At 72.7% G+C, this 22063-nt stretch carries 23 protein-coding genes; 10 read left to right on the top strand and 13 right to left on the bottom strand.

The window, feature by feature from the left end:
• Positions 1-187 precede the first annotated feature (187 nt).
• Both recG and V1633_RS20640 read right to left on the bottom strand, forming a co-directional pair.
• Complete coding sequence (recG, locus tag V1633_RS20645) at positions 188-2467, bottom strand: ATP-dependent DNA helicase RecG (RefSeq protein ID WP_331216012.1); 2280 nt, start codon at positions 2465-2467, stop codon at positions 188-190.
• A 121-nt stretch (positions 2468-2588) separates the two neighbouring features.
• Positions 2589-4370 carry a DAK2 domain-containing protein gene (locus tag V1633_RS20640; RefSeq protein ID WP_331216011.1) on the bottom strand — a complete coding sequence of 594 codons (1782 nt, stop codon included), beginning with the start codon at positions 4368-4370 and terminating at the stop codon, positions 2589-2591.
• 178 nt (positions 4371-4548) lie between these two features.
• Between V1633_RS20640 and rpmB the strand changes: the two genes are divergently transcribed.
• Positions 4549-4740 (top strand): 50S ribosomal protein L28, encoded by a 192-nt coding sequence (gene rpmB / locus V1633_RS20635; protein ID WP_123555573.1) that lies wholly within the window; start codon positions 4549-4551, stop codon positions 4738-4740.
• A gap of 135 nt (positions 4741-4875) precedes the next feature.
• Here rpmB and V1633_RS20630 read toward each other — a convergent pair whose 3' ends face one another.
• Together V1633_RS20630 and V1633_RS20625 are read right to left on the bottom strand one after the other, a co-directional pair.
• Positions 4876-5343, bottom strand: a complete 468-nt coding sequence (locus V1633_RS20630) for a GNAT family N-acetyltransferase (protein ID WP_331216010.1) — start codon at positions 5341-5343, stop codon at positions 4876-4878.
• Between the two features lie 112 nt (positions 5344-5455).
• On the bottom strand, positions 5456-6394 hold the full coding sequence (locus tag V1633_RS20625) for a thiamine-phosphate kinase (RefSeq protein ID WP_331216009.1): 939 nt from the start codon (positions 6392-6394) through the stop codon (positions 5456-5458).
• A gap of 137 nt (positions 6395-6531) precedes the next feature.
• On the opposite strand from V1633_RS20625, the gene V1633_RS20620 reads away from it, so the two are divergent.
• On the top strand, positions 6532-6765 hold the full coding sequence (locus V1633_RS20620) for an Lrp/AsnC ligand binding domain-containing protein (protein ID WP_331216008.1): 234 nt from the start codon (positions 6532-6534) through the stop codon (positions 6763-6765).
• The gene (locus V1633_RS20615) at positions 6766-7479 is read left to right on the top strand and encodes a DUF3515 domain-containing protein (RefSeq protein ID WP_331216007.1); all 714 of its coding nucleotides are present in this window, start codon (positions 6766-6768) and stop codon (positions 7477-7479) included.
• Positions 7480-7534: 55 nt separating this feature from the next.
• Here V1633_RS20615 and V1633_RS20610 read toward each other — a convergent pair whose 3' ends face one another.
• On the bottom strand, positions 7535-8632 hold the full coding sequence (locus V1633_RS20610) for a D-alanine--D-alanine ligase family protein (protein WP_331216006.1): 1098 nt from the start codon (positions 8630-8632) through the stop codon (positions 7535-7537).
• A gap of 331 nt (positions 8633-8963) precedes the next feature.
• Between V1633_RS20610 and V1633_RS20605 the strand changes: the two genes are divergently transcribed.
• The gene (locus V1633_RS20605) at positions 8964-10295 is read left to right on the top strand and encodes an ATP-binding protein (RefSeq protein WP_331216005.1); all 1332 of its coding nucleotides are present in this window, start codon (positions 8964-8966) and stop codon (positions 10293-10295) included.
• On the top strand, positions 10295-11461 hold the full coding sequence (locus tag V1633_RS20600; RefSeq protein WP_331216004.1) for a tetratricopeptide repeat protein: 1167 nt from the start codon (positions 10295-10297) through the stop codon (positions 11459-11461). Before V1633_RS20605 ends, V1633_RS20600 begins: the two co-directional genes overlap by 1 nt.
• Positions 11462-11495: 34 nt before the next feature.
• Here the strand turns inward: V1633_RS20600 and V1633_RS20595 are convergent, their stop codons facing one another.
• Entirely contained in the window at positions 11496-11714 is a 219-nt protein-coding gene (locus V1633_RS20595) for a hypothetical protein (RefSeq protein WP_331216003.1), read from the bottom strand.
• A 69-nt stretch (positions 11715-11783) separates the two neighbouring features.
• Positions 11784-11960, bottom strand: coding sequence for a hypothetical protein (locus V1633_RS20590; protein ID WP_331216002.1), 177 nt, complete (start codon positions 11958-11960; stop codon positions 11784-11786).
• Between the two features lie 225 nt (positions 11961-12185).
• Here V1633_RS20590 and V1633_RS20585 point away from each other — a divergent pair, with 225 nt between their 5' ends.
• Entirely contained in the window at positions 12186-13031 is an 846-nt protein-coding gene (locus tag V1633_RS20585) for a helix-turn-helix domain-containing protein (protein WP_331216001.1), read from the top strand.
• 1 nt (position 13032) lies between these two features.
• On the top strand, positions 13033-13260 hold the full coding sequence (locus tag V1633_RS20580) for a DUF397 domain-containing protein (protein ID WP_331216000.1): 228 nt from the start codon (positions 13033-13035) through the stop codon (positions 13258-13260).
• 166 nt (positions 13261-13426) lie between these two features.
• On the opposite strand, the gene V1633_RS20575 is transcribed toward V1633_RS20580, so the two are convergent.
• The 3 genes from V1633_RS20575 to V1633_RS20565 form a co-directional block, all read right to left on the bottom strand.
• Positions 13427-14785 carry a DUF998 domain-containing protein gene (locus V1633_RS20575; protein WP_331215999.1) on the bottom strand — a complete coding sequence of 453 codons (1359 nt, stop codon included), beginning with the start codon at positions 14783-14785 and terminating at the stop codon, positions 13427-13429.
• A gap of 83 nt (positions 14786-14868) precedes the next feature.
• A complete protein-coding gene (locus tag V1633_RS20570) occupies positions 14869-15948 on the bottom strand; it encodes an ROK family protein (RefSeq protein ID WP_331215998.1) in 1080 nt (359 codons plus the stop codon).
• Between the two features lie 162 nt (positions 15949-16110).
• Entirely contained in the window at positions 16111-16731 is a 621-nt protein-coding gene (locus tag V1633_RS20565) for a hypothetical protein (protein ID WP_331215997.1), read from the bottom strand.
• Between the two features lie 157 nt (positions 16732-16888).
• Between V1633_RS20565 and V1633_RS20560 the strand changes: the two genes are divergently transcribed.
• On the top strand, positions 16889-17791 hold the full coding sequence (locus tag V1633_RS20560) for a MerR family transcriptional regulator (RefSeq protein ID WP_331215996.1): 903 nt from the start codon (positions 16889-16891) through the stop codon (positions 17789-17791).
• Positions 17792-17799: 8 nt separating this feature from the next.
• Here the strand turns inward: V1633_RS20560 and V1633_RS20555 are convergent, their stop codons facing one another.
• The 3 genes from V1633_RS20555 to V1633_RS20545 form a co-directional block, all read right to left on the bottom strand.
• Complete coding sequence (locus V1633_RS20555) at positions 17800-18927, bottom strand: cystathionine gamma-lyase (protein ID WP_331215995.1); 1128 nt, start codon at positions 18925-18927, stop codon at positions 17800-17802.
• 66 nt (positions 18928-18993) lie between these two features.
• Positions 18994-19989, bottom strand: coding sequence for an NAD(P)H-dependent glycerol-3-phosphate dehydrogenase (locus tag V1633_RS20550; protein ID WP_331215994.1), 996 nt, complete (start codon positions 19987-19989; stop codon positions 18994-18996).
• A gap of 55 nt (positions 19990-20044) precedes the next feature.
• Complete coding sequence (locus V1633_RS20545) at positions 20045-20764, bottom strand: lysophospholipid acyltransferase family protein (protein WP_331215993.1); 720 nt, start codon at positions 20762-20764, stop codon at positions 20045-20047.
• A gap of 177 nt (positions 20765-20941) precedes the next feature.
• Between V1633_RS20545 and cofC the strand changes: the two genes are divergently transcribed.
• Both cofC and V1633_RS20535 read left to right on the top strand, forming a co-directional pair.
• Complete coding sequence (gene cofC / locus V1633_RS20540) at positions 20942-21592, top strand: 2-phospho-L-lactate guanylyltransferase (RefSeq protein WP_331215992.1); 651 nt, start codon at positions 20942-20944, stop codon at positions 21590-21592.
• Between the two features lie 124 nt (positions 21593-21716).
• Complete coding sequence (locus tag V1633_RS20535; RefSeq protein ID WP_331215991.1) at positions 21717-21914, top strand: cold-shock protein; 198 nt, start codon at positions 21717-21719, stop codon at positions 21912-21914.
• Positions 21915-22063 lie beyond the last annotated feature (149 nt).

Here is a 22063-nt window from a genome sequence, read left to right as displayed (position 1 = left end):
TTCCGGAACGACCCGTCTCCCCTGTTTCAAAAGGTTCGCCAGAAGGAAACAATTCGGCAGGCGTCGTCCAGAGAACGGTCCTTACCGGAATCGCGATCATCGCGCCGACGAAACGCGGGTGGGACGGCGCGGACAACCCGACACCGACAAGGTGGCGCGGACCGCGGTGCGGACGACCGGCAGGAACTCAGCCCTTTTCGAGGTATTCGGCGCGGTCCTCGTCGACCAGCGCGGCCACCGACGCGGCCAGCGCCGGATGACGGTCCAACTCCGGGTCCTCCTCGACCAGGGCGATCGCCTCGGCGCGGGCGTCCCGGATCAGCTCGGCGTCACGCAGCAGCGACAGCAGCCGCAGGTGCGAACGCCGCCCGGACTGGGTCGCCCCGAGCACGTCACCCTCGCGCCGCTGCTCCAGGTCGAGTTCGGCGAGCCGGAACCCGTCGGTGGTGGAGGCGACCGCGTCCAGGCGTTCCCGGGCGGGCGTACCCTCGACCGTCTCGGTGACCAGCAGGCAGAGGCCGGCCGCCGAGCCCCGGCCGACCCGACCGCGTAGCTGGTGCAGTTGGGAGACGCCGAACCGGTCCGCGTCGAGCACGATCATCACGGTGGCGTTCGGTACGTCGACACCGACCTCGATCACCGTGGTGGCCACCAGTACGTCGAGTTGACCGGCGGCGAACGTCCGCATCACGGTGTCCTTCTCGTCGGCCGGCAGCCGCCCGTGCAGCACCCCGATCCGCAGCCCGTGCAGTGGTCCCTCGGCGAGCAGCGGGGCGACCTCGGTCACCGCCAGCGGCGGGCGCTTGCCGTCCTCACCGGGCTCCCCGGAGCCGCTCACCTCCTCGGCGGTAGCCGCCTGGTCGCCGATCCGGGGGCAGACGACGTACGCCTGATGGCCGGCGGCGACCTCCTCGCGCAGTCGACGCCAGGCCCGGTCGAGGAAGGCCGGTTTCTCCGCCACCGGTACGACGTGCGAGGCGATCGGCGAGCGCCCCCGCGGCAACTGGGACAGGGTGGAGATCTCCAGGTCGCCGTAGACGGTCATCGCGACCGTACGCGGGATCGGGGTCGCGGTCATCACCAGCGTGTGCGGCGGCTGGTCGGCCTTGGCCCGCAACGCGTCGCGCTGCTCGACCCCGAACCGGTGCTGCTCGTCGACGACCACCAGACCGAGGTCGGCGAAGTCGACGCCCTCGTAGAGCAGGGCGTGGGTCCCGATCACCAGGCCCGCCTCCCCGGCGGCGACCGTCTCCAGGGCACGGCGGCGGGCCGCCGCGCCGAGCGAGCCGGTGACCAGGGCGAGTCGGGTGCCGTTCGGGTCGCCGTCGAGTTCACCGGCCCGGCCGAGCGGGCCGAGCAGGTCGAGCATGCCCCGGTAGTGCTGCGCGGCCAGCACCTCGGTCGGCGCGAGCAGCGCCGCCTGGCCTCCCGCGTCGACGACCTGGAGCATGGCCCGTAGCGCGCAGACCGTCTTGCCGGAACCGACCTCGCCCTGGAGCAGCCGGTGCATCGGGTGCGCGGCGCCGAGGTCGGTGGCGATCTCCTCGCCGACATCCCGCTGCCCGGCCGTCAACTCGTAGGGCAGCCGGTCGTCGAACGCGCTGAGCAGCCCGTCGTCCCGACGCGGGCGGGGACGGGCCGGCCAGTCCGCCGCCCGGTGCTTCCGTTGCGCCAGGGTCAGTTGTACGGCGAACGCCTCGTCCCACTTCAGCCGGCGCCGGGCCCGGAACAGCTCCTCCTTGGTCGACGGCCGGTGGATGTCCCGCAGCGCGGCGCCGAGCCCGATCAGGTTCCGGGTCGCCCGGATCGTCGCCGGCAGCGGGTCCTCCGGTGCCTCGACGGTGTCCAGCACCACCCGGACACACCGGGCGATCACCCAGGTCGGCACCGCCGCCGCGGCCGGATACACCGGGATCAGTGCCCCGGCGAACTCCTCGATCTCGTCGCCGGTGACCGGTCCGGCGGCGGCGTCCGCCGCGCCCTCGTCGGCCGCCCCGGCACTGTCGTTCCTCGGGTCGGCGCCGTCGTTCCTCGGGTCGGCGAGCAGCACGTACTCCGGTCCGTTGAGCTGGCGTTTGCCCCGGAACTCGGTCACCTTGCCGGCGAACAGGCCCCACCGGCCCGGCCGCAGGTCACGCTCCCGCCACGCCTGGTTGCCGAAGAAGGTGAGGGTGAGCAGTCCGCCCGAGTCGTCGCCGACGGTCACCTCCAACAGGTTGCCCCGGCGTTGCCGCATCGGCCGTACCGTCGTCTTGCGCACCTGGCCGAGGACGGTGACCTGCTCGCCGACCTCCAGGGAACGGATGTCGGTGTGCTGGCCGCGCTCGTCGTACCGGCGGGGGAAGTGGTAGAGCAGGTCACCGACGGTGTGCAGGTCGAGGTGGCTGGCCAGCGCCTTCGCCGTCTTGTCGCCGATCAGCTTCCGCAGCGGCGTGTCCAACCCGACCAGGTCTGTCGCCTCGGTCATCCCCGTCCTCCCCGCACCGTTCCGACCCGCGGCCTCCCGGACCACACCGATCCGGACCGCACCGCTCCGACCCGTGGTGTCCCGGGCCCCGGCGGCGTTCCGGTCCCTGTCCGCCGCGCCGTCACTCGACCCCCACCAGCAAGGGGTAGAACGGTTGACCGCCGGAGTAGTGGTGCACCTCGACGAACGGCCACCGCTGGGCCAGGTGGGCCCGCAGCACGTCGGCCAGTTCGGCCGGTGCGTCCGCACCGGACAGCAGGGTCACCAGCTCCCCGCCGCCACCGAGCATCCGGTCGAGCAGCGCCGCACAGGTCGACACCAGCTCCGCGCCGATCAGGTGCACCTCGCCGTCCACCAGCCCCAGCACGTCGCCCGGCTGACACCGGCCCGCCACGGTCAGCGCCTCCCGGCCGGCGTGGCAGACCTCGCCGTACCGGCAGGCGCCGGCCGCCTCGGCCATCGCGATCACGTCGTCGTCGAAACGCCGGGACGGGTCCCGGACCGCCAACGCGGCGAGCGCCTGCACCGGCGAGCGGGTCGGCACCACGCTGACCCGTACCCCGGGCCCGACCGCGCCGGCCTCGACCTCCTCGGCGGCCAGCCCCGCCACCGCCTGGGTGTTCGGGTCGTTCGGCAGCACCACGACCTGCCGGGCTCCGGTGCGCCGGATCGCGTCCAGCAGCTCCCCGGCGGACGGGTTCTCGTCGACCACGGTGACCCCCTCGGCGGCGAGGATCGCGGCCAGCCCCGGACCGGACGCCACCACCACGGCCGCCCGCTCGGGATTGTCGGCGGCCACCGCCGGGCCCGGCTCCGGCCCGACCGCCTGGTCCGCGAACCGGGTCACCCGGATCTGGTACGGCCGGCCGGCCACCACCCCGGCCTCGATCGCCGCTCCGACGTCGTTGACGTGCACGTGCACGTTCCAGGTGGCGGTCTCCCCCGGCCCGGCCCCGTCTCCGACCACCACCAGCGAGTCGCCGAGCCGGTCCAGTTCCACCCGGAGCAGGTCCACCGCCGCCGGTTCGGCGTCGAGCAGGTACTGCACCTCGTAGCAGAAGTCCGGCGAGCCGGTCTCCCGGACGGCGGTGGCCGGCGCGCTCCCCCGGGGTGGCCGGGTGGAAGATTCGGACAGCGCGGTCCGGGTCCCGGACGGCGTACCTGTGACGACCTCGACCAGGGCGTGCAGCAGAAGGCAGAGGCCGCGTCCACCGGCGTCGACCACGCCGGCCCGGGCCAGTGCCGGCAACTGCTCAGGGGTACGCGCCAGCGCCTGGTCGGCGGCGTTCGCGGCGGCCCGGGCCACCGCGGGGAGATCGTCGGTGTCCGCCCGCTCGGCACCGGTCGCCGCGGCGGCGGCGACGGTGAGCAGGGTCCCCTCCACCGGTCGGGCCACCGCCGCGTACGCCGCCGTACTGGCCGTACGCAGCGCCACCGCGAGGGCCCGCCCCCGGACCACCGGCACGTCACAGAGCGCGTCGGCGAGCCCGCGCAGCAGCTGCGACATGATCACGCCGGAGTTGCCCCGGGCGCCGAGCAGGGCGCCGCGCGCGAGTCGCCGCAGCACCCGGCCGTGCGCCGACCCCGCGTCGTCAGCCGCGACCGGCGGACCGGCTCCCTGACCGTCGGGGTCGGTCCGGGACACGTCTGCCGGGTCGGTGCGCTGTGCCTCCCCCGGGTCCGCTCGCGACCCCTCTGCCGGGTCGGTGCGCTGTGGCTCTGCCGGGTCGGTGCGCAGTGCCTCCTCGGCCGAGGCCAGGGTGAGCACCAGGTTGGTGCCGGTGTCGCCGTCCGGCACCGGGTAGACGTTCAGCTCGTTGATCTCGTGCTGGTGCCGCCGGAGCACGGCCAGTCCACCCGCGCACCACCGACGCAGGGCGGCGGCGTCGAGGGTCTGCAGCACGGCGAGAAGCCTACTGGCGACCACCGACCGCGCGCCCGGGCTGGCGTACGATCGACCCGCCGGTTCCGCCGGGTGGAGCCGATTGGCCGGCTGACCCGGGCATCGGGTACCCTGGCCAGGTTGCCTGGGCAGCGCCCTGCCGGCAGCCTTACGTACGATCAATTTCCAGGAGTATCCCGTGGCTAGCGTGTGCGACATCTGTGGCAAGGGGCCTGGCTTCGGCCACAACGTGTCCCACTCGCACCGGCGGACCAACCGCCGCTGGAACCCGAACATCCAGTCGGTGCGTACGCCGGCGGGTGGCGGCACGACCCGCAAGCTCCAGGTCTGCACCTCGTGCATCAAGGCCGGCAAGGTCGCTCGCGCCTGAGCACGCCGTGACGCACGGAAAGCCGCCGGGGCAGGTACCCGGCGGCTTTCCTCATGTCCCGGTGTCGGTTTCGTCCTGTTCCGTTGCCCGACGCGACGCTAGGAAGCTGCGCGATGGTCAGCGCCGGCGCGACGGTCAGAGCCAGCGGCCGAAGGAGAGCACGTTCGGCGAGTCGCGGTAGTAGCCGAAGTCCGGGATCCGTTCGAATCCGCTGCTCTGGTAGAGCGCGACCGCCTCGGGCTGCCGGTCCCCGCACTCCAGGACCAGTCGACGGCGTCCGTGCCTGCGGACGGACTCCTCCACCCCGGCAAGCACCGCCCGGGCGACTCCCCGTCCCCGGGCGGCCGGGGAGACGTACATCCGCTTGAGTTCGGCGACGTCGCCGGTGTCGCCGTGTGCGCGCCAACCGGCGCAGCCGACCGGTTCCCCGTCCAGGTACGCCACCAGGAACGTCCCGTTCGGCGGTTCGAACTCGGCCGGCGAGACCGGGGTCTCGTCACCGCTGCCGCCGTACCGGACGGCCAGGTCGGCCAGGGTGGCGGCGACCAGACGCTGCGCCGCCGGGGAATCGTATGGTTCGTCCCGAATCTCCAGGTCACTCACGGGCACAAGGGTAGAACCGACGTCCCGTTCCCGGCTGGATCATGTGACGAAGACCCTGTCCGGCCCGGTTCTCCTGACCCGGCCCGGGTGCGGTGTCCCTCGGCGCGGCGGCTCAGCGGAAATGGTCCCAGCCGGCCGGCCCCTTGTACGCCCGCCCGTCCACGGTCACCCCCGCACCGTGCACCACGTGCCCGACCCGGCGCCAGCCGGACGGCAACGGCAGGTCCTCCGGGAAGGTCGCGGCGATGGCGTGGTCGTCGCCCCCACCGAGCACCCAGGTCTGCGGGTCGACCCCGAGCGCGTGGGCCGCGTCCCGCATCTGGGCGGGGATCTCGAACGCCGAACCGAGCAGGTCGATCCCGACCCGGCTGGCCGCCGCGACGTGGCCGAGGTCGGCGATCAGCCCGTCCGATATGTCGATCATGGCGGTGGCGCCGAGCCGGGCCGCCTGCGGACCGGCCCCGTACGGCACCTCCGGCCGTCGGTACGCCTCGACCAGCACCTTCGGGGTACGGAACCCCCGGGACAGCACGGTGTAGCCGGCCGCGGCGTAACCGAGCCGGCCGGCGAGCGCGACGATGTCCCCGGCCCGGGCCCCGCTCCGCACGACCGGGTCCCGCCCGCCCAGGTCGCCGAGGGCGGTGACCGCGATGGTGAGGGTGGGACTCGACGACATGTCGCCGCCGACCACGCTCGCCCCCACCTTGGCCGCCTCCGCGCCCAGGCCGTCGGCCAACTCCTCCGCCCACTGCGCCTCCAGGTCCGGCGGCATGCAGAGGGCGACCAGCAACGCGGTCGGTACCGCGCCCATCGCGGCGATGTCGGCCAGGTTCGCCGCCGCCGCCCGGTGGCCGACGTCCACCGCGCTCGCCCAGTCCCGGCGGAAGTGCCGCCCGTCGACCAGGACGTCGGTCGAGGCGACCACCCGGGCGTCCGGGGCGTGCACGACAGCCGCGTCGTCGCCCGGTCCGAGCAGGGTCGCCTGCCCGGTCCCCAGCCGTGCCGTCACCCGGGCGATCAGCCCGAACTCACCGGCCCGCGTGACGCTCACCCGAACCTCCCGTCGCACCCGTCGAGCCGGCCGATTCGATCGCTCATCGTGTCTCCTCCGACCACCCATCGAGATCCGACCTGCTCCGTACGGTATTTTCACGGTCGAGCCGATCGGCGGCGGACGGGAGGCGGGTCGTGGTCCAGGCGTACATCCTCATCCAGACTGAGGTCGGAAAGGCACGTGACGTGGCCGCACGCATCTCGGATATTCCGGGGGTCGTCCGCGTCGACGCGGTCACCGGACCATACGACGTGGTGGTGCTCAGCGAGGCACACACCGTGGACGAGTTGGGCAAGATGATAGTCAGCAAGGTCCAACTGGTGCCGGGCATCACCCGTACCGTGACCTGTTCGGTGGTGCGGCTGTAGATGGCACGGATCGCCAGGCCCGACGAGCCGGACACGACAGGCACCGAGCGGGCGTCGACACCCGACGACACCACGGCCACCACCCCGGACGCTGACGCGTCCGGGGCCGCCACGACAGCCGACGACACGACGGATTCGCCGGCGGCCGGGCGTGGCGACCGGGCCACCCGCCAGGCGGCACTCTGGGCGACGGTCGTCGCCCTGCCGCTGACGCTGATCGTCGGCGTACTCGTCTTCGGCCAGCTCCGGCCGGACCCGCCGGCGCCCACCCCGTCTGCGTCGGCGACGGCGGCCCGGCCGCAGTCCAGCGCACCGGTGCGGATGGTCGCGCCCGAGCTGGCCGAGCGGCCGGCCACGGTCTGCCGGGCGCTGCTCTCCCAGCTGCCGGCCACGGTGCGCGGCCTCAACCAGCGGCCGGTCACCGCCGGAGCCGAGCAGAACGCGGCGTACGGCGACCCCGCGATCACCCTCGCCTGCGGCGCGGCGGCCCCGACGGTCCCGCCGGACGTGGAACTCTTCGTGGTGAACGGCGTCTGCTGGCTGCCGGAGCAGGCCGCCGGCAGCCTCGCACTGACCACGGTGGACCGCGAGGTGTCGGTACGGCTCACCGTGCCCGCAGGGCAGTCCCAGACGGTGGAGTGGGCGGCGCCGGTCTCGGAGTCGATCGTCGCCTCGGTGCCGTCGCTGCCGCAGGTGCCGGGCGGCTGCCGCTGATCCTCGTCGCGCCGCGCCACCACCGACGGTGCAGGCGCTGATCCTCGCGCCACCGTCAGTGCAGACCGGTGCCCCGGCGCAACGCGGTCCGGATCAGTCGGCTGACCAGCTTCGGGTACTCCAGGCCGCTGGCCGCCCACATCTGCGGGAACATCGACCTCGGGGTGAAACCGGGCATGGTGTTGATCTCGTTCAGGTAGACGTCCAGCTCCGGGGTGACGAAAAAGTCGACCCGGGCCAGGCCGGCGCAGTCCAGCGCGGTGAAGGCGCGGCAGGCGTACTCCTGGACCTGGCGGGTGACCCGGTCCGGCAGGTTGGCCGGAATGTCGTACTCGCAGGCGTCGTCGAGGTACTTCGCCTCGAAGTCGTAGAAGTCGTGCTCGGCGATCCGCACCTCGGCCAGCAGCGAGGCCTCCGGGCCGCCGCCCGCCTCCGCCTCCAGCACGCCGCACTCCACCTCACGGCCGACGATCGCCGCTTCGACCAGCACCTTCGGGTCGATCTGCCGGGCCGTGGCGACCGCCGCCTCCAGATCGGCCCAGTCGGAGACCTTGGTGATGCCGACCGACGAGCCGGCCCGGGACGGCTTGACGAAGACCGGCAACCCGAGTCGCTCCCGGTCCTCCTCGGTCAGGCTGACCCCGCTGCGCAGTACGACGTACGGGCCGACCGGGATGCCCTCGGCGGCCGCGAGCTTCTTGGTGAACTCCTTGTCCATCGCCGCGGCCGAGGCGAAGACGTTGGCACCGACGTACGGGATGCCGGCCATCTCCAGCAGTCCCTGGATGGTGCCGTCCTCGCCGTAGGCGCCGTGCAGGGCCGGGAAGACCACGTCGACGTCGGCGAGCGCCTGCGCCCCCTCGGTCGGGTCCAACACCATCAGCCCGTTGCCGGTCGGGTCGGCCGGCAGCACGACCGCGGAGCCGGCCGTGGCGGTGACCTCCGGCAGTTGGCGGTCCGTGATCGCGAGGGTGCTCGGGTCGCCGTCGGTCAGCACCCACTGGCCGGCCCGGGTGATGCCGACCGGGACCACGTCGTACTCGTCCGGGTCGAGGGCGGCGAGGATGCTTCCCGCACTGACGCAGGAGATCGGGTGCTCCGTGCTGCGACCGCCGAAGACGACGGCCACGCGGGTCTTGCCTGGGGTGGTCACTTCGGTCACCTTTCCTTCGCGTCACCGTTCGTTCGCGGCACCGTACCTCCCGCGTCCCGGCCGCGCCCCGTCGCCGTCGCGACGGTGGGAACCGCCACCGTCACGACGGTGGGGAACCGCCGCCGGGCTCCGCCTGCGCCTTTCCGGGTGACCCTACTCTGCGTGGCCAACGCTCGGGTCCACACCCCTTTTCGGCTCTGGAAAACCTGGGTGGGGTGAGCAGTTCGGATACGGTACGTGACAGTCGGATCGCGGTGACGACGGTGGCTGGTGACCGGTGGAGTGGCGAGGCGTCGCCAGTGTGGCAGCTGACGTCTAGGCTGCACGTCTTGTGAGTTCCGATTCGGTCATCACCAGTCTCACCGCCGCCGTCGAGGCGCATCCGGACGACGTACCGCTGCGGCTCCACCTGGCCGGGCTGCTGCTCGACGCGGGCCGGTCCGGCGAGGCGATCGCGCACGTCGGGCAGGCGCTCGCCCGGAACCCGGCGGACGAACAGGCGCAACGGTTGATGCAGCGGGCGCTCGGCGTACCGCCGACCGGGCCGGACCCGGCGGCCGTCGCCACGTCGTCGCCCGGCTCGGCGTCCGCCGCCACGTCGTCGCCCGGGGCACCGGACGCCACGCCCGCCGCGCCGGGACCGGGACAGCCGGCCGGCCCGCCGCCCACCGGACGGTCGGCCGACGACCCGCTCGCCGCCTACGAGCAGGAACTCGCCGACGTCGTACCGCCGCGGTTCGCCGCCGGGGACGAGCCCGAGCCGGTCGCTGGCGAAGCGGACCGGATGTTCGACGTGGAGACCCCCCCGATCCGGCTCGCCGACGTGGGTGGGATGACCGACGTCAAGGAACGGCTCGAACTCGCCTTCCTCGGCCCGTTGCGCAACCCTGAACTGCGCAAGCTGTACGGCAAGAGCCTGCGCGGCGGCCTGATGCTGTACGGCCCGCCGGGTTGCGGCAAGACGTTCCTGGCCCGGGCGATCGCCGGCGAGATGGGGGCGAAGTTCATCTCGCTGTCCATCGTGGACGTGCTCGACATGTGGATCGGCAACTCGGAGCGCAACCTGCACGAGCTGTTCGAGGCCGCCCGGCGCAGCGCCCCGTGTGTGCTCTTCCTCGACGAGGTGGACGCGCTGGGCCACAAACGGTCCAAGATCACCTCGAGCAACATGCGGACCATCGGCAACCAGCTGCTGGCCGAACTCGACGGCGTCGAGGGCAACAACGAGGGCGTTTTTGTCCTCGCCGCGACCAACACGCCGTGGGACGTCGACCCGGCGCTGCGCCGCCCCGGCCGGCTCGACCGGGTGGTGCTGGTGCTGCCGCCGGACGCCCCGGCCCGGGCCTCGATCCTGCAGTACCACGTCCGGGAGCGGCCGATCGCCAACATCGACCTGCGGCGGATCGTGAACAGCACGGAGGACTTCTCCGGTGCCGACCTGGCCCACCTCTGCGAGTCCGCCGCCGAGTACGCGATGGCCGACTCGATCCGACGCGGCGAGGTACGCATGATCGAGCAGCGCGACTTCGACCGGGCGTTGAAGGACATCCGCCCGTCGACCAAGCCGTGGTTCGCCACCGCCCGCAACGTGGCGATGTTCGCCAACGAGGGCGGCGCGTACGACGACCTGGTCGCGTACCTCAAGCGGCGGAAGTTGCTCTGATGGCCGGCGGGGGTACCGGGACCGGTACGGCGGGGACGGGCACCGCCGGAAGCGGCCGGGACGCCCTGCTGGACCGGGCGGTGCAACTCGTCCGGGTCGACCGGGTCGAGGCGGCGTACCCGCTGATCGCGGAGGCGCTGCGCGAGGATCCGGGGGACAGTTACGCCCTTGAGCTGCTCGCCACCTGCCACCAGTTGGAGAGCCGCTGGTCGGACATGCTGGGCGTGCTCGACATGGCGGCCCGACGTGCCCCGGACAACCCCCAGATCCACCGCAGGCGGTCGACCGCGCTGCGCCACCTGGGCCGGATCCCCGAGGCGCTGGCCGCCGCCGACCAGGCCCGCACGCTCGCTCCGGACGACGCCCGTGGCGAACTTGTCCGGGCCGAGGCGCTGCTGCGCCAGCGCGGCACCCGGGCGGTGCTGGCCGCCCTGGCCTCGACCACGCGGGCCCGGGAACTCGACCCGGAGAGTGTCTGGGCGCACGTCACCGAGGGCAGGGTGCAGCGTCGGATGGCCGAGTTCGGGCGGGCCCGGGCGGCGTACCTGGCGGCGCTGCGCCTCGCTCCCGACAACACCCAGGCGCTGTACGGCCTGGCCACCCTCGACGCGGAGTGGGGACGGGCGGTACGTGCCGCCCCGAGTATGGGCGGTGTGCTCCAGGCGGTACCGAACGACCCGGTGGCGTTGCGGGCCGCGACACTCGGCGCCCGGCAGGTGCTCTGGCTGCTCACCGATCTCGGCTGTGTGCTGCTCCTGCTCGCCACGTTGCTGCTGGGTACGGCACTCGACCTGATCCCGTCCCGGCTGCTGGGCTCGACCGTCGGCGTGCTGATCACCGTGGCGGCGACGACCGGCGTACTGGTGATGCTCCGCTGGCGGCTGTCCCGGCTCTCCGCACCGATCCGGACCCTCCTCCGGACCAACCGCAGGCGCTTCACCTTCGCCGTGGCACCGCTGCGACTCGGGGCGCTGGCCGTCGGGATGCTGATCGCGAGCCTCGGGCCGTACCCCCCCGAGGCGGTCGAGATCGTCGGCGCGGTCCTGCTCACGGCGCCGTTCGTGACGTTGCTGGTCCGTTGGCGCACGCGGGCGTTCCAGGAGTTCTTCCGGTTCGTCCGTCGGCGCTGGTTCCGGCTGCGCCGCCGTTCGTCCAGCCCGGGCTGAGCGGGTCGGTACGCGCCGCCGGGGAGGGCCTTCCTCAGACCTCGACCCGGCGGCGGCCGACGGCGAGCACCTTGACCCGTTGTCGGCCGGCCCGGACCATGCCGAGTGCGGCGAAGGCGGCGGCGATCCGGTCCGCCGCCTCCCGGCTGGTCGCGCCCACCACCTGGCGCCGCCGCTCCGGTTCGATCCGTTCGTCCCGGCCTTCCCTCGTCAGCGGCCGTACATCGGTGAGGACAACGAGGTACCGGGTCATCAGGAGGACTCCGGCCACCGGTCGGGATGACGGGTGCCGCCCCCGTTCCGGAGGTACCCGGTGAGTCGGTCAGCCGGCACGGCGGACCGCCTCCGGCTCGGCGGTCGTGGCGGCCAGTCCGCCGCCACGGTCCCGGCAGACGTAGGCAAGGTCGGCGTGGATCCACGCCCCGTCGTTGTCCCGGAGCACCGGCCGGGCGCACCAGCGACACCGGGAGACCCGAGGCCAGCAGGGGGTCACGGTCATCTGTCACCTCCAGGTCCGCAGCCGGCGGAAGGAACACGGCGATCGGGTACGGGAAGGTCCGATCGCCGTGCGCCTCATTCCCCTTCGGTCACCCACAGCCACCGTCGACACGACCACCGGCGGTGAGGACGTGACGACAGATTGCCATTTGTGAACGCGTGAATGCAACTCTCATGGCGCTTCTCTCATGCACACATTCCCGTCTCCATGTGACAGGATCGATGTATGGCTCCGAAGTCATTTCGCGCCCGCCGGCTCGGGATCGCGCTACGGCACGCCCGCGAGGCGGCCAGGCTCACCCTCGAACAGGCGGCTGACGAGATCAACAGCACCCGCAGCACGCTCTCCCGGTACGAGAACGCGCAGACGATGGTCAGCCCCGCCTCGGTACGCGCGCTGCTGACGCTCTACAAGCGGCCGGAGAGCGAGATCGAGGACATGGTCCAACTCGCGAAGGAGGCCCGCAAACCGGGCTGGTGGGTCTCCTACTCGTACATCCTGGACCGTCGGACGATCGACTTCATCGCGGTCGAGGCCGAGGCGACGGCGATCGCCAACTTCGAGCCGTCCGTGGTACCCGGTCTGCTGCAGACCCCGGAGTACATCCGCGCGATCATGCGCGGCGGTCCGCACACCCTCGGCGACGAGGAGGTGGAGCAGCGGGTGCAGATCCGACTCGGCCGGCAGCAGCGGCTGAAGGAGCCCGACCCGCCGATCTACGACGCCATCGTCGACGAGGGCGCGCTGCTGCGTCCGGTCGGCGGGGAGGCGGTGATGGCCGCGCAGCTCCAGGCCCTGCTAAAAACCTCGGAGCTGCCGAACGTGACCATCCAGGTCGTCCCGCTGAAGGCCGGCTACCACCGGGGCACTCGCGGTTCACTGCACATCCTCGAGTTCGCCGACCCGGAGGACCCGATCCTCGCCTCGGTGGAGACCGTCGCCGGTCAACTGATCCTCGACCGGCCGCACGACCTGCGGACCTGCGCCAAGATCATGGAACATCTGCGGGCCGTCGCGCTGAGCCCGGCGGAGAGCCGCGACACCATCAACCGCCTCCTGAAAGGACTGTGACATGCCACCCGAAACGACCGCGCTGCTGGCCCGGGCCAGCTGGCGCAAAAGCACCCGCAGCGGCGACCAGGGCGCCTGCGTCGAGTTCGCCCTGCTCGACCACGGCCACGCCGCCCGCACGATCGCGATCCGCGACTCCAAGGACGCCGCCGGCCCGGTGCTGTTCTTCGCGCCGACCGCCTGGACCGCATTCACCACCGCGCTGCCCGCCTCCCCCATTCTCCCCTGACCAGGGGAGGTCGGCGGTCCCGAGCCGCGTCCCCCCGGCAACGCTCGGCCCGCCCAGCCACGGTGCCCCACGTCCCCTGCTCCGCCGGTCCGGGTCGGCGGGCAGGGGGCGTGGCGGGTCCGGACCGGCACAGGGCGTACGCCACCACGTCGGCGGGACCTCGCCGCTACCGTTGACCACCATGACCGCCAGCGCGCTGCACCGGGCCCTCACCGACCAGGGCGAGCCGGCACTCCGGCCGCTCCCCGCGCCCGCCGCCGAACTCCTGCTGGCCTGCGACGCCCCACCCCGGCTCGCCGCCCACCTGCGCGCCGTGCACGACGTCGCCGCCCAACTGCTCGACTGGCTCGCCGGACGGTATTCCCGGTTGGCCGTGAACCACGTCGCGGTGCTGTTCGGGGCCGCCACCCACGACATCGGCAAGGTCGAACACCCGGCCGAACTGTCCGGACCGGGCAGCCGGCACGAGTCCGCCGGACACCACCTCCTGCTCTCGTACGGGGTCGGCGAGGAGTTCGCCCGGTTCGCCGGTACCCACGCCAGCTGGCACCACCCGACGGTGAGCGTCGAGGAACTCCTGGTCAGTCTCGCCGACAAGATCTGGAAGGGGGCCCGGGTGCCGGATCTCGAACGGCTGGTCGTGGATCGGCTCGCCGAGGCCGGCGCCGAGCAGCCGTGGGAGGCGTTCCTGGCGCTCGACGACGTACTCGGCCGGATCGCCGAGGACGCCGACGCGCGACTGGCCTTCCAGAGCCGCTACCCGACCACGGCCGGATGACCGTGAACCCGGACGAGTGCGAGGCCCGGCAGTACTTCCACGGACTGACCGTGCCGCCCGACGCACGCCGCCGTGCTCCACTGCGGGACGCGGCGAACGGGGCGGCGCTTCGGCCACCGCGACCCGGCGCAGTTGTCCGACGAGGACGGCGAGCAGCACCAGCTCGGTGACGACCAGGATCCGCTCCACCAGACCCATCATCACCCGACCCCCGGGGAACGCGACGTAGTAGAGCGCCGCCAGGCCCAGCACGCTGGTCACCGCCAGCACCCGCAACCGGCGTACGGCGGTCCGCCAGCGTACGTCGACGGCGAGTCGGCGTACCGCCAGCAGGGTCGCGACCGGCAGTGCGACGAAGGCGGCCACCGAGACGTACCGGTGGACGTACCCCCTGGTGCTCAGCTCGACCACCCCGATCGGGTCGGTCGGCACCAGCGCCGAAGCGACCAGCCCCAGGCACCAGACCAGCAGCAGCGTCTCCACCAGCCAGCCGACCGCGACCCGGGCCGCCCGCAGCGCCAGCGGTACGGCCAGCGAGGTGATCCCGAGCAGCAGGATGGCGAGGTTCATCGGCCAGCCGTTGTTCGACACCGCGTAGTCGCTGATGGTCAACGACAGTGGACTCATCCCGGGTGCCGGGACGAGATGTGCGGTGACCCCGAGCAGCGCGGTCAGGCTCAACCCGGCGGCCGCGACCAGGCTGAGCGGGCGGGTGGTACGGAACGGGAGTGTGCCTCGGAACTGCATGTGACCAGCCTGGTCGCGGTACGGTGCCGGCAGATCAGGCGCGATCCCCGACCGCTCCCCGAGTTCCGCCACCCTGAGCCGGGTCAGGGTGGGGCAGGCCCTACCGGGCGATCTCCGGCCAGCTGGTCGGTGCCGTGCCGGTCCCCGTTCAGGAACGTCAGGGCGGCGATCGCGGAGCCCCGCGCGCCGGCCATGTCGAGATCCGGCACCAGCGCGAACCGGGCCCGCTCCTCCTGCTCGGTCCGCAGGTTGGTGTTCGCCCGGACGGTGGCGAGGAACCACTCCCGGAACTCCGGTGACGCCTCCACCACACCGCCACCGACGAAGTAGGCGTCCGGGTCGGTGAAGTTCGCCACGATGGTGAAGAGCCGCCCGAGCGCCATCGCCTGCTGCTCGAAGATCCGGATCGCCATCGGGTCACTGTCCACACCGTACGAGCGGACGCGCTTGGCCGCCTCGACCGGGTCGAGATCGCCCAGCGGGTGCCCGACGAACCGGGTCAGCCAGTACGGCAGCAGGTTGCGCCGGATCCCGGTGAGTGAGGCGACGCTCTCCGCGTCCCCGACGAATCCGCAGTTGCACAGCGGCACCGGCTGTCCCTCGGCCAGCAGGCCGAAGAGCGGGATGTGCACGTGGCCGAGTTCGCCGGCCATGCCGGCCGCACCGGTCACCACCTGTCCGCGTTCGACGACACCGCCGCCGAGCCCGGTCCCGACGATGGCGGAGACCGATGAGCGCCGCATCGGATCGTCCCGGAAGTAGGTGTGGTGGGCGTAGAGCGCGGCCGCGTTGCCGTCGTTGTGGTAGACCACCGGCAGGCCGAGCCGGCGTTCCAGGGCGCCCCGGATGTCGTAGCCGCGCCAGCCGGGTTGGGAGAAGTTCGTCGAGCCCCGGGAGGAGATCACTCCGGCGGCGCTGGCCGGGCCCGGGGTGTCCAGACCGACCGCCCGGACCAGCTCCCGGGAGGTGCCGGTACGGACCAGCACCTGCTCCAGCGCGTCGGCGAGCGCTTCGACCGCCGCCTCCGGACCCTTCAGCACCTGGCACGGAGTTTCGACCAGCGTGTCGACCAGGAAACGCCCGTTGAGGTCGAGCACGGTCGCGTTGTTGCTGTTGCCGCCGTTGTCGAGTCCGACGACGACCGGTATGTCGGAGTTCGCCATTGTCCTGCCTCCCCGGTACGACGGTCGGCACGGCCGGAACCGGACCCGACGGTTGACGTCGAGCCCGATGTCCTTACCCTCCCGCACCCCGGGAAATCCCGCATCCCCCCATCGCCCAGGACCGCCGCGATCCGGGCACCGTTCCGTCAACCCGAACGCGGGTCAGTCCGGGCAGGGAGCTCCGATCCGCATCCGGACCCGCTCGGTACGCCCACCCGCCCGTACGGTCAGCGACACGCAGGTCGGCTCGTCGACCCAGAAGCCGCCGGCGAAGGCCAGCCAACCGGTGTACTCCGGGCAGCCCGGCAACCGCTGCTCGCGGCCGGGCCTCGCCGGACTGCCCCACCCGATCGACGCCGTCCCGTCCCCTGTGCCGTCGATCGACAGCACAACGGCCGCGTCGGCGCGTACCACCAGACCGGTCTTGGCGAACAGCCGCGCGGGCTCGTCCGCACCGGTCGGATTGGGGTGCAGGGTCCCGGTCTGCAGTGCGACCGCGTCCGCGACCAGGGTCCGGTTCGGCGGCGGCGCGTCGAGCAGGTCGATCACGTGCCCGCACCGGACGGACAACGGGTCGCCGGTGCCGTCCGCGTCGGTCGGAGACGGACCGGGCAGCACCGGTCCCCCGCCGCCGGCCGGGCTGGCGGTGGCACTGGCCGGGCCCGTCCCGGCCCGGTCGGTGCCGGCGGTCGAGCCCGGTCCGGTACAGCCGGCGAGCAGGGTGCCGCCAGCGGCCAGGACGACGCCGGCCGGGACCCACCTGGCGCGTTGGAGCAACTTCATGCCGGAGCGAGTCACCGCCCTCCGGTCCGGTTCCCTCCTCGGCGCGGTGCTGCGCAGAAGGAACCGCGCGGGGCGGTGTGTACAGGGTTGCACCTTCCGTAGCGGCATGTGGTCCAGTGGACTTACCTCCCGATCCCTTGAGGAAAGGTCCCTCCTCATGCATTCGTCCTTCAAGCCACCCCGCCAGGTCAAGATCGGTGACGCGGCCGCCTTCGCCGGCAGCACGCCACGGGCGATTCGCCATTACCACGAGATCGGCCTGCTCCCGGAGCCTGAGCGGGGCGGTGACAACCGCCGCCGCTACGGGTACGAGGACATGATCCGCCTGTTGTGGATTCGCAAGATGGCCGACGCCGGGATCGCCCTGGACGACATCCGTGACGCCTTCACCACCGGCACGGCTTCCGCCGGTGCGGACAGCGGAGACGGTATCGCGGGCATCCTGGAGCGGTTGGAGGAAACCCTCGCCGAGCAGGAGGCGGAATTGCGGCGGCAACGGACCGCCGTGCAGCGGATGCGCACCGAAGGCAGTCGGATGGGCCTGCTCTCCGACTTCGTCACCGAACGCCTCATGAGCCTGCCCGAAGGCTCCCTGCGTCAGGCGGACCTGGACACTCTGCTGGTCACTGAGCGGATCTTCGGCCCGCTCGGCGCGGCCGTCCAGGCCACCCGCTTCGTCGCCCTGGCCACGCATCCCGCTCTGCGGGAGGATTCCGACCGCATCGATGCCGCCGAGGAGGCACTCGATGACAGCGTCGCCGTCGATGATCCACGGGTGGCTGAAGTGGCCGCCGAGCGGCACGCCTTCGAAAGCGCCCTGCAGGCCGTCATCGAGGAGTCCGGCCTGGACAAGGACGACGATGCCCTCTTCGACGCCTGGGACACTTCGCACCCGGCTACCGCCGATCACGGCGAGGACGAGGCCGAACTCAGCTCCGGCAGGCGGAAGATGAGCGTACTTGAAGCCGTCGGCAAGATGCCCTACGACTTCTCCCCAGCCCGCCTGCGCTGTATGGAACTGGCCGTAGAGCTATCCGTCCAAGTCTCACCCGCCACCTGAAACACGGCCTAGCGCTCACCGGCCTCGTCCAGCGCCGCCGTCAGGTCGGCGATCAGGTCGGTGGTGTCCTCGACCCCGCAGGAGAGCCGCAGGAAGCCCGCCGGGACGTCGTCCCCCCACTGGGCCCGCCGGTCGGCGGTGGTGTGCAGGCCGCCGAAGGAGGTCGCGGCGAAGACCAGGTCGCTGGCGGCGAGGAACCGGGCCACCCGGTCGGCGTTGCCGAGGTCGAACGAGACGAGCCCGGGGAACCGCCGCATCTGCCGGCTGGCCACCGGGAACGCCGGGTCGTCCGGGAGCCCGGGCCACCGTACGCCGGTCACGTCGGTACGGGCCCGCAGCGCCGCCGCGACCGCCGCCGCGTTGGCGCTCTGCCGGGCCAGCCGCAGGTCGAGGGTGGCCAGCGAGCGGTGGGCCAGCCAGGCGTCGAAGGCACCCGGCACCGAGCCGGTGGTGGTCCGCCAGCCCCGGATCGGTTCCAGCAGTTCGGCGGAGCGGCTGGCGACGTAGCCGAGGAGCAGGTCGGAGTGTCCGGTGAGCGCCTTCGTACCGGAGGCGACGACCAGGTCCGCGCCGAGGTCGAGGGGGCGCTGCCCGAGCGGGGTCGCGGTGGTGTTGTCGACCGCCAGCAGCGCGCCGGCCGCGTGCGCCCGCTCCGCCAACCCGGCCACGTCGCAGACGTCCAGGCCCGGATTGGCCGGCGTCTCGATCAGGATCAGCCGTACGCCGTCGAACGACGGGTACGGTCCGGCGGTGGGGACGAACCGGACGTCCACCCCGAGGCCGGCGAGCGTCTCGCTGGCGAACGCCCTGACCGGGAAGTAGCCGTCGGTGGGGAGCAGCACGGTGTCCCCCGGGCGGAGCAGCGGCAGCAGCACCGCCGTGATCGCCGCCTGCCCGCTGGCGAAGGCGAGCACGTCGCCGCCCTCCAGCTCCCCGATCGCGGTCTCCAGCCGACGCCGGGTCGGATTGTCCGGCCGGCCGTACCCGTTCGGGGTCGCGTCCGGGCCGAGCACCGGGTCCAGGTGGTACGGGGCGGCGAAGACCGGTCCGGGCAGGAAGGGTTCACCGGGTGTCGGCTCCGGTAGCCCGGCGTGGACGCACCGGGTACCGTCGCCGAGTTTCGACTGGTCGGACATCGCACTCCTCGTGACGGGGAAGGGCTACCCGGGCCGGTTCACTCGGGCTGGTTCACTCGGACCGGTTCACTCGGGCCGGGGCTTACGGCTCATCAGCGCCGCCATCGCGGCACGCGGGTCGGCGCCCTCGTGACAGATCCGCTCGACCTGCTCGGTGATCGGCATCTCCACACCGTGCGCCCGGGAGAGGTCCCGGATCGCCAGGCAGCTCTTCACACCCTCGGCGGTCTGCCGGGTGGCCCGCTGCGCCTGTTCCAGGGTCTCGCCCCGCCCGAGGTGGGCACCGAAGGTCCGGTTCCGGGACAGCGGCGACGTGCAGGTGGCGACCAGGTCACCCATCCCGGCCAGACCGGCGAAGGTGAGCGGGTCGGCGCCGAGCGCGACACCGAGCCGGGCCGTCTCCGCCAATCCCCGGGTGATCAGCGTCGCCCGGGTGTTGTCGCCGAGGCCCATCCCGGCGGCGATGCCGGCGGCCAGTGCGATCACGTTCTTCACCGCGCCGCCCAGCTCGCAGCCGATCACGTCGTCGTTGGTGTACGGCCGCAGGTACGAGGTGCTGATCGACGACTGCACCAGGGTCGCCCGGTCCATGTCGGTGCAGGCGACCACGGTCGCGGCGATCTGCCCGTCGGCGATCTCCGGGGCCAGGTTCGGCCCGGTGACCACCACCACCCGGTCCGCGGCGACCCCGGCGGTCTCCACGATCACCTCGCTCATCCGCTTGGTGGTGCCCAACTCGATCCCCTTCATCAGGGAGACCAGGGTCGAGTCGGGTTCGAGGTGTCCGGCCCAGTCGGCCAGGTTTCCGCGCAGGGTCTGCGAGGGCACGGCCAGCACCACGAGGTCGGCGCCGGAGATCGCTTCGGCGGGGTCGGCGGTGGCCCGTACCGTCGGCGGCAGTCGCAGGTCCGGCAGGTAGTCGGAGTTCGTCCGGGTCTTGTTGATCAGCTCGGCGACATCCGGTCGGCGGGCCCAGATCACCACCTCCCGGCCGGCGTCGGCGAGCACCTTGGCGAACGCCGTACCCCAGGAACCGGCGCCGAGCACAACAGCGTGTGTCATGTCCTCTCCTCGCTGCGCTCGCCGGCGTCGCGGCCGCGCGCGCCGAGCCGCCCGTTCATGACCTCTCCTCGCCGCGCTTCGCCTGCGCCGACCAGAGCGGCGGCGGAGTCTCGTCGCGGATCTCCGCGAGCATGTCACGCAGCCGGAGCATGATGGCGTCGGTCATCTCGTCCAGCACCCCCCGGCTCGGCGCCGCACCGGCCCATCGGCTCAGGTCGACCGGCGGCCCGGCCGCCACGGTCACCGGAATCCCGGGCCGCAGGCTCACCTTCTTGGTACGCGGGTCGAAGATCTTCTGCGGTCCCCACATCACGACCGGGATCACCGGGGCTCCGGTGGTCAGCGCCAGCCGGGCCGCGCCGGTCTTGCCGCGCATCGGCCACAGGTCGGGTTGCCGGGTGGTGGTGCCCTCCGGATAGATCACCACCGCGCCGCCGTCCCGGATCGCCCGCTCCAGCGTCTCCAGCGACCGGGCCGCGTCGACGGTGCCCCGTTCCACCGGGATCTGCCGACACCAGTGCAGGATCCGGCCGACGACCGGAACCCGGAACACGCTCGCCTTGCCGAGGTACTGCGGCCAGCGTCCGGAGTCGTAGATGAAGTGCGCGGACACCAGGGGGTCGGCGTGCGAGAGATGGTTCGGGACGATGATCACTCCGCCGGAGGCCGGTATGTGTTCCATGCCCCGCCAGGTCCGCCGCGTCCAGACCGCCATCGTGGGCTTCACCACCGATACGGCGAACCGTCGCCAGAATCCCAGCCTGCGCCGCGCCACTCTGCCTCCTCGTACTTCCCGCCACGGCCCCGGCGCGGCCGGCACTCGCCGACCCGCCGTCACCTCGCCGCCCGCAGCGAAATCATGCCTGCTCGGCCGGGGTACTACCAGCGAGGGGTACGCCGATGGCCGGCGACACCACACACCACCGCCCCGGGCGGCTGGCAGGATTGCCGTGTGCCTGACCCCAACTGGACCGTGGTGGTCCCGGTCAAGCGCCTGACGGGGGCCAAGAGCCGACTCCGGGGAGCGCTGACCGGGGTACGCCACGAGACGCTGGCCCTGGCCCTGGCGACGGACACGGTGCACGCCGTACTGGACTGCCCGGCGGTCACCGAGGTGCTGGTGGTGACCGGCGATTCCGAGGCCGCCCGGGTGCTGGGCCGGCTCGGTGCCCGGATCGTGCCGGAACCGCCGGCCGCCGGCCTGAATCCCGCGTTCGTGCACGGCGCCGCCCGGTCCGCCGCCGCCGGGTGGGTGGCCGCCCTGACCGCGGACCTGCCGGCGTTGCGTCCGACCGAGCTGGCCGAGGCGCTGCGGGCCGCCGCCGAGCACGATCAGGACGGCCCGGTACGACGGTTCGTCGCCGACGCCCCCGGCACCGGCACGGTGCTGCTCACCGCACCCCCCACCGTCGCACTCGACCCCCGGTTCGGCGCGGACTCGGCGGCGGCACACACCGCCTCGGGTGCCCGTCCACTCACCGCCGGGTGGCCGACGTTGCGCCGGGACGTCGACACCCCGGCGGACCTCGTCGCCGCCGCTGTGCTCGGCCTGGGCCGGCACACCGCCGCGCTGACCCGGCGCTACGCGGCGACCGGCAGTTGACGGCCGCCCTCGGACGGGCGCCCGCCGAACCGGTCCCCCGGTCCCGTTCCCGCGTCCCCCGGTCCCGTCCCCGCCTGCTGCCGGAAAGGGACCGGTGCACCGGCACCGGTGTACCGTGCTGGGCATGCAGGGCACGGTGGCCGACTACGACCCGCAGACCCGGAGCGGCACGCTGCTGCTCGACGACGGCAGCACGGTCGCCTTTCCCGCCGAGGCGTTCGACGCCTCCGGGTTACGGCTGCTCCGCCTCGGTCAACGGGTACGCCTCGAGCACGACCCGGCCGGCACGCTGGTACGGATAACGTTGCCCACCTTCCAGTGATCCGGTCCGGGCAAGTTCATTTTCCGTTCACCCGCCCCGGGGAATGATGAGGGGGTGAGTACCCCTTCGTCCCGCCGCCCCGCGTCCTCGCGGAGCACCCGGTCCCGCGCCTCGCAGCGCTCCACCCCGCCCGCCGCGACCAGCGACGA

Origin of the sequence: Plantactinospora sonchi (assembly GCF_036422035.1) — a bacterium.
Classification (GTDB): Bacteria; Actinomycetota; Actinomycetes; order Mycobacteriales; family Micromonosporaceae; genus Plantactinospora; species Plantactinospora sonchi.
This window is presented reverse-complemented; position numbering and strand designations above follow the sequence as displayed.

Excerpts from the sequence above, each read along its gene's own strand:
- V1633_RS20590 (WP_331216002.1), bottom strand. The coding sequence starts at position 11,960 with ATGACCGTGACCCCCTGCTGGCCTCGGGTCTCCCGGTGTCGCTGGTGC.
- V1633_RS20570 (WP_331215998.1), bottom strand. The coding sequence starts at position 15,948 with ATGGCGAACTCCGACATACCGGTCGTCGTCGGACTCGACAACGGCGGC.
- V1633_RS20560 (WP_331215996.1), top strand. The coding sequence starts at position 16,889 with ATGCATTCGTCCTTCAAGCCACCCCGCCAGGTCAAGATCGGTGACGCG.
- V1633_RS20565 (WP_331215997.1), bottom strand. The coding sequence starts at position 16,731 with ATGAAGTTGCTCCAACGCGCCAGGTGGGTCCCGGCCGGCGTCGTCCTG.
- V1633_RS20595 (WP_331216003.1), bottom strand. The coding sequence starts at position 11,714 with ATGACCCGGTACCTCGTTGTCCTCACCGATGTACGGCCGCTGACGAGG.
- V1633_RS20555 (WP_331215995.1), bottom strand. The coding sequence starts at position 18,927 with ATGTCCGACCAGTCGAAACTCGGCGACGGTACCCGGTGCGTCCACGCC.
- V1633_RS20585 (WP_331216001.1), top strand. The coding sequence starts at position 12,186 with ATGGCTCCGAAGTCATTTCGCGCCCGCCGGCTCGGGATCGCGCTACGG.
- V1633_RS20550 (WP_331215994.1), bottom strand. The coding sequence starts at position 19,989 with ATGACACACGCTGTTGTGCTCGGCGCCGGTTCCTGGGGTACGGCGTTC.
- V1633_RS20600 (WP_331216004.1), top strand. The coding sequence starts at position 10,295 with ATGGCCGGCGGGGGTACCGGGACCGGTACGGCGGGGACGGGCACCGCC.
- V1633_RS20535 (WP_331215991.1), top strand. The coding sequence starts at position 21,717 with ATGCAGGGCACGGTGGCCGACTACGACCCGCAGACCCGGAGCGGCACG.
- V1633_RS20615 (WP_331216007.1), top strand. The coding sequence starts at position 6,766 with ATGGCACGGATCGCCAGGCCCGACGAGCCGGACACGACAGGCACCGAG.
- recG (WP_331216012.1), bottom strand. The coding sequence starts at position 2,467 with ATGACCGAGGCGACAGACCTGGTCGGGTTGGACACGCCGCTGCGGAAG.
- V1633_RS20575 (WP_331215999.1), bottom strand. The coding sequence starts at position 14,785 with ATGCAGTTCCGAGGCACACTCCCGTTCCGTACCACCCGCCCGCTCAGC.
- V1633_RS20580 (WP_331216000.1), top strand. The coding sequence starts at position 13,033 with ATGCCACCCGAAACGACCGCGCTGCTGGCCCGGGCCAGCTGGCGCAAA.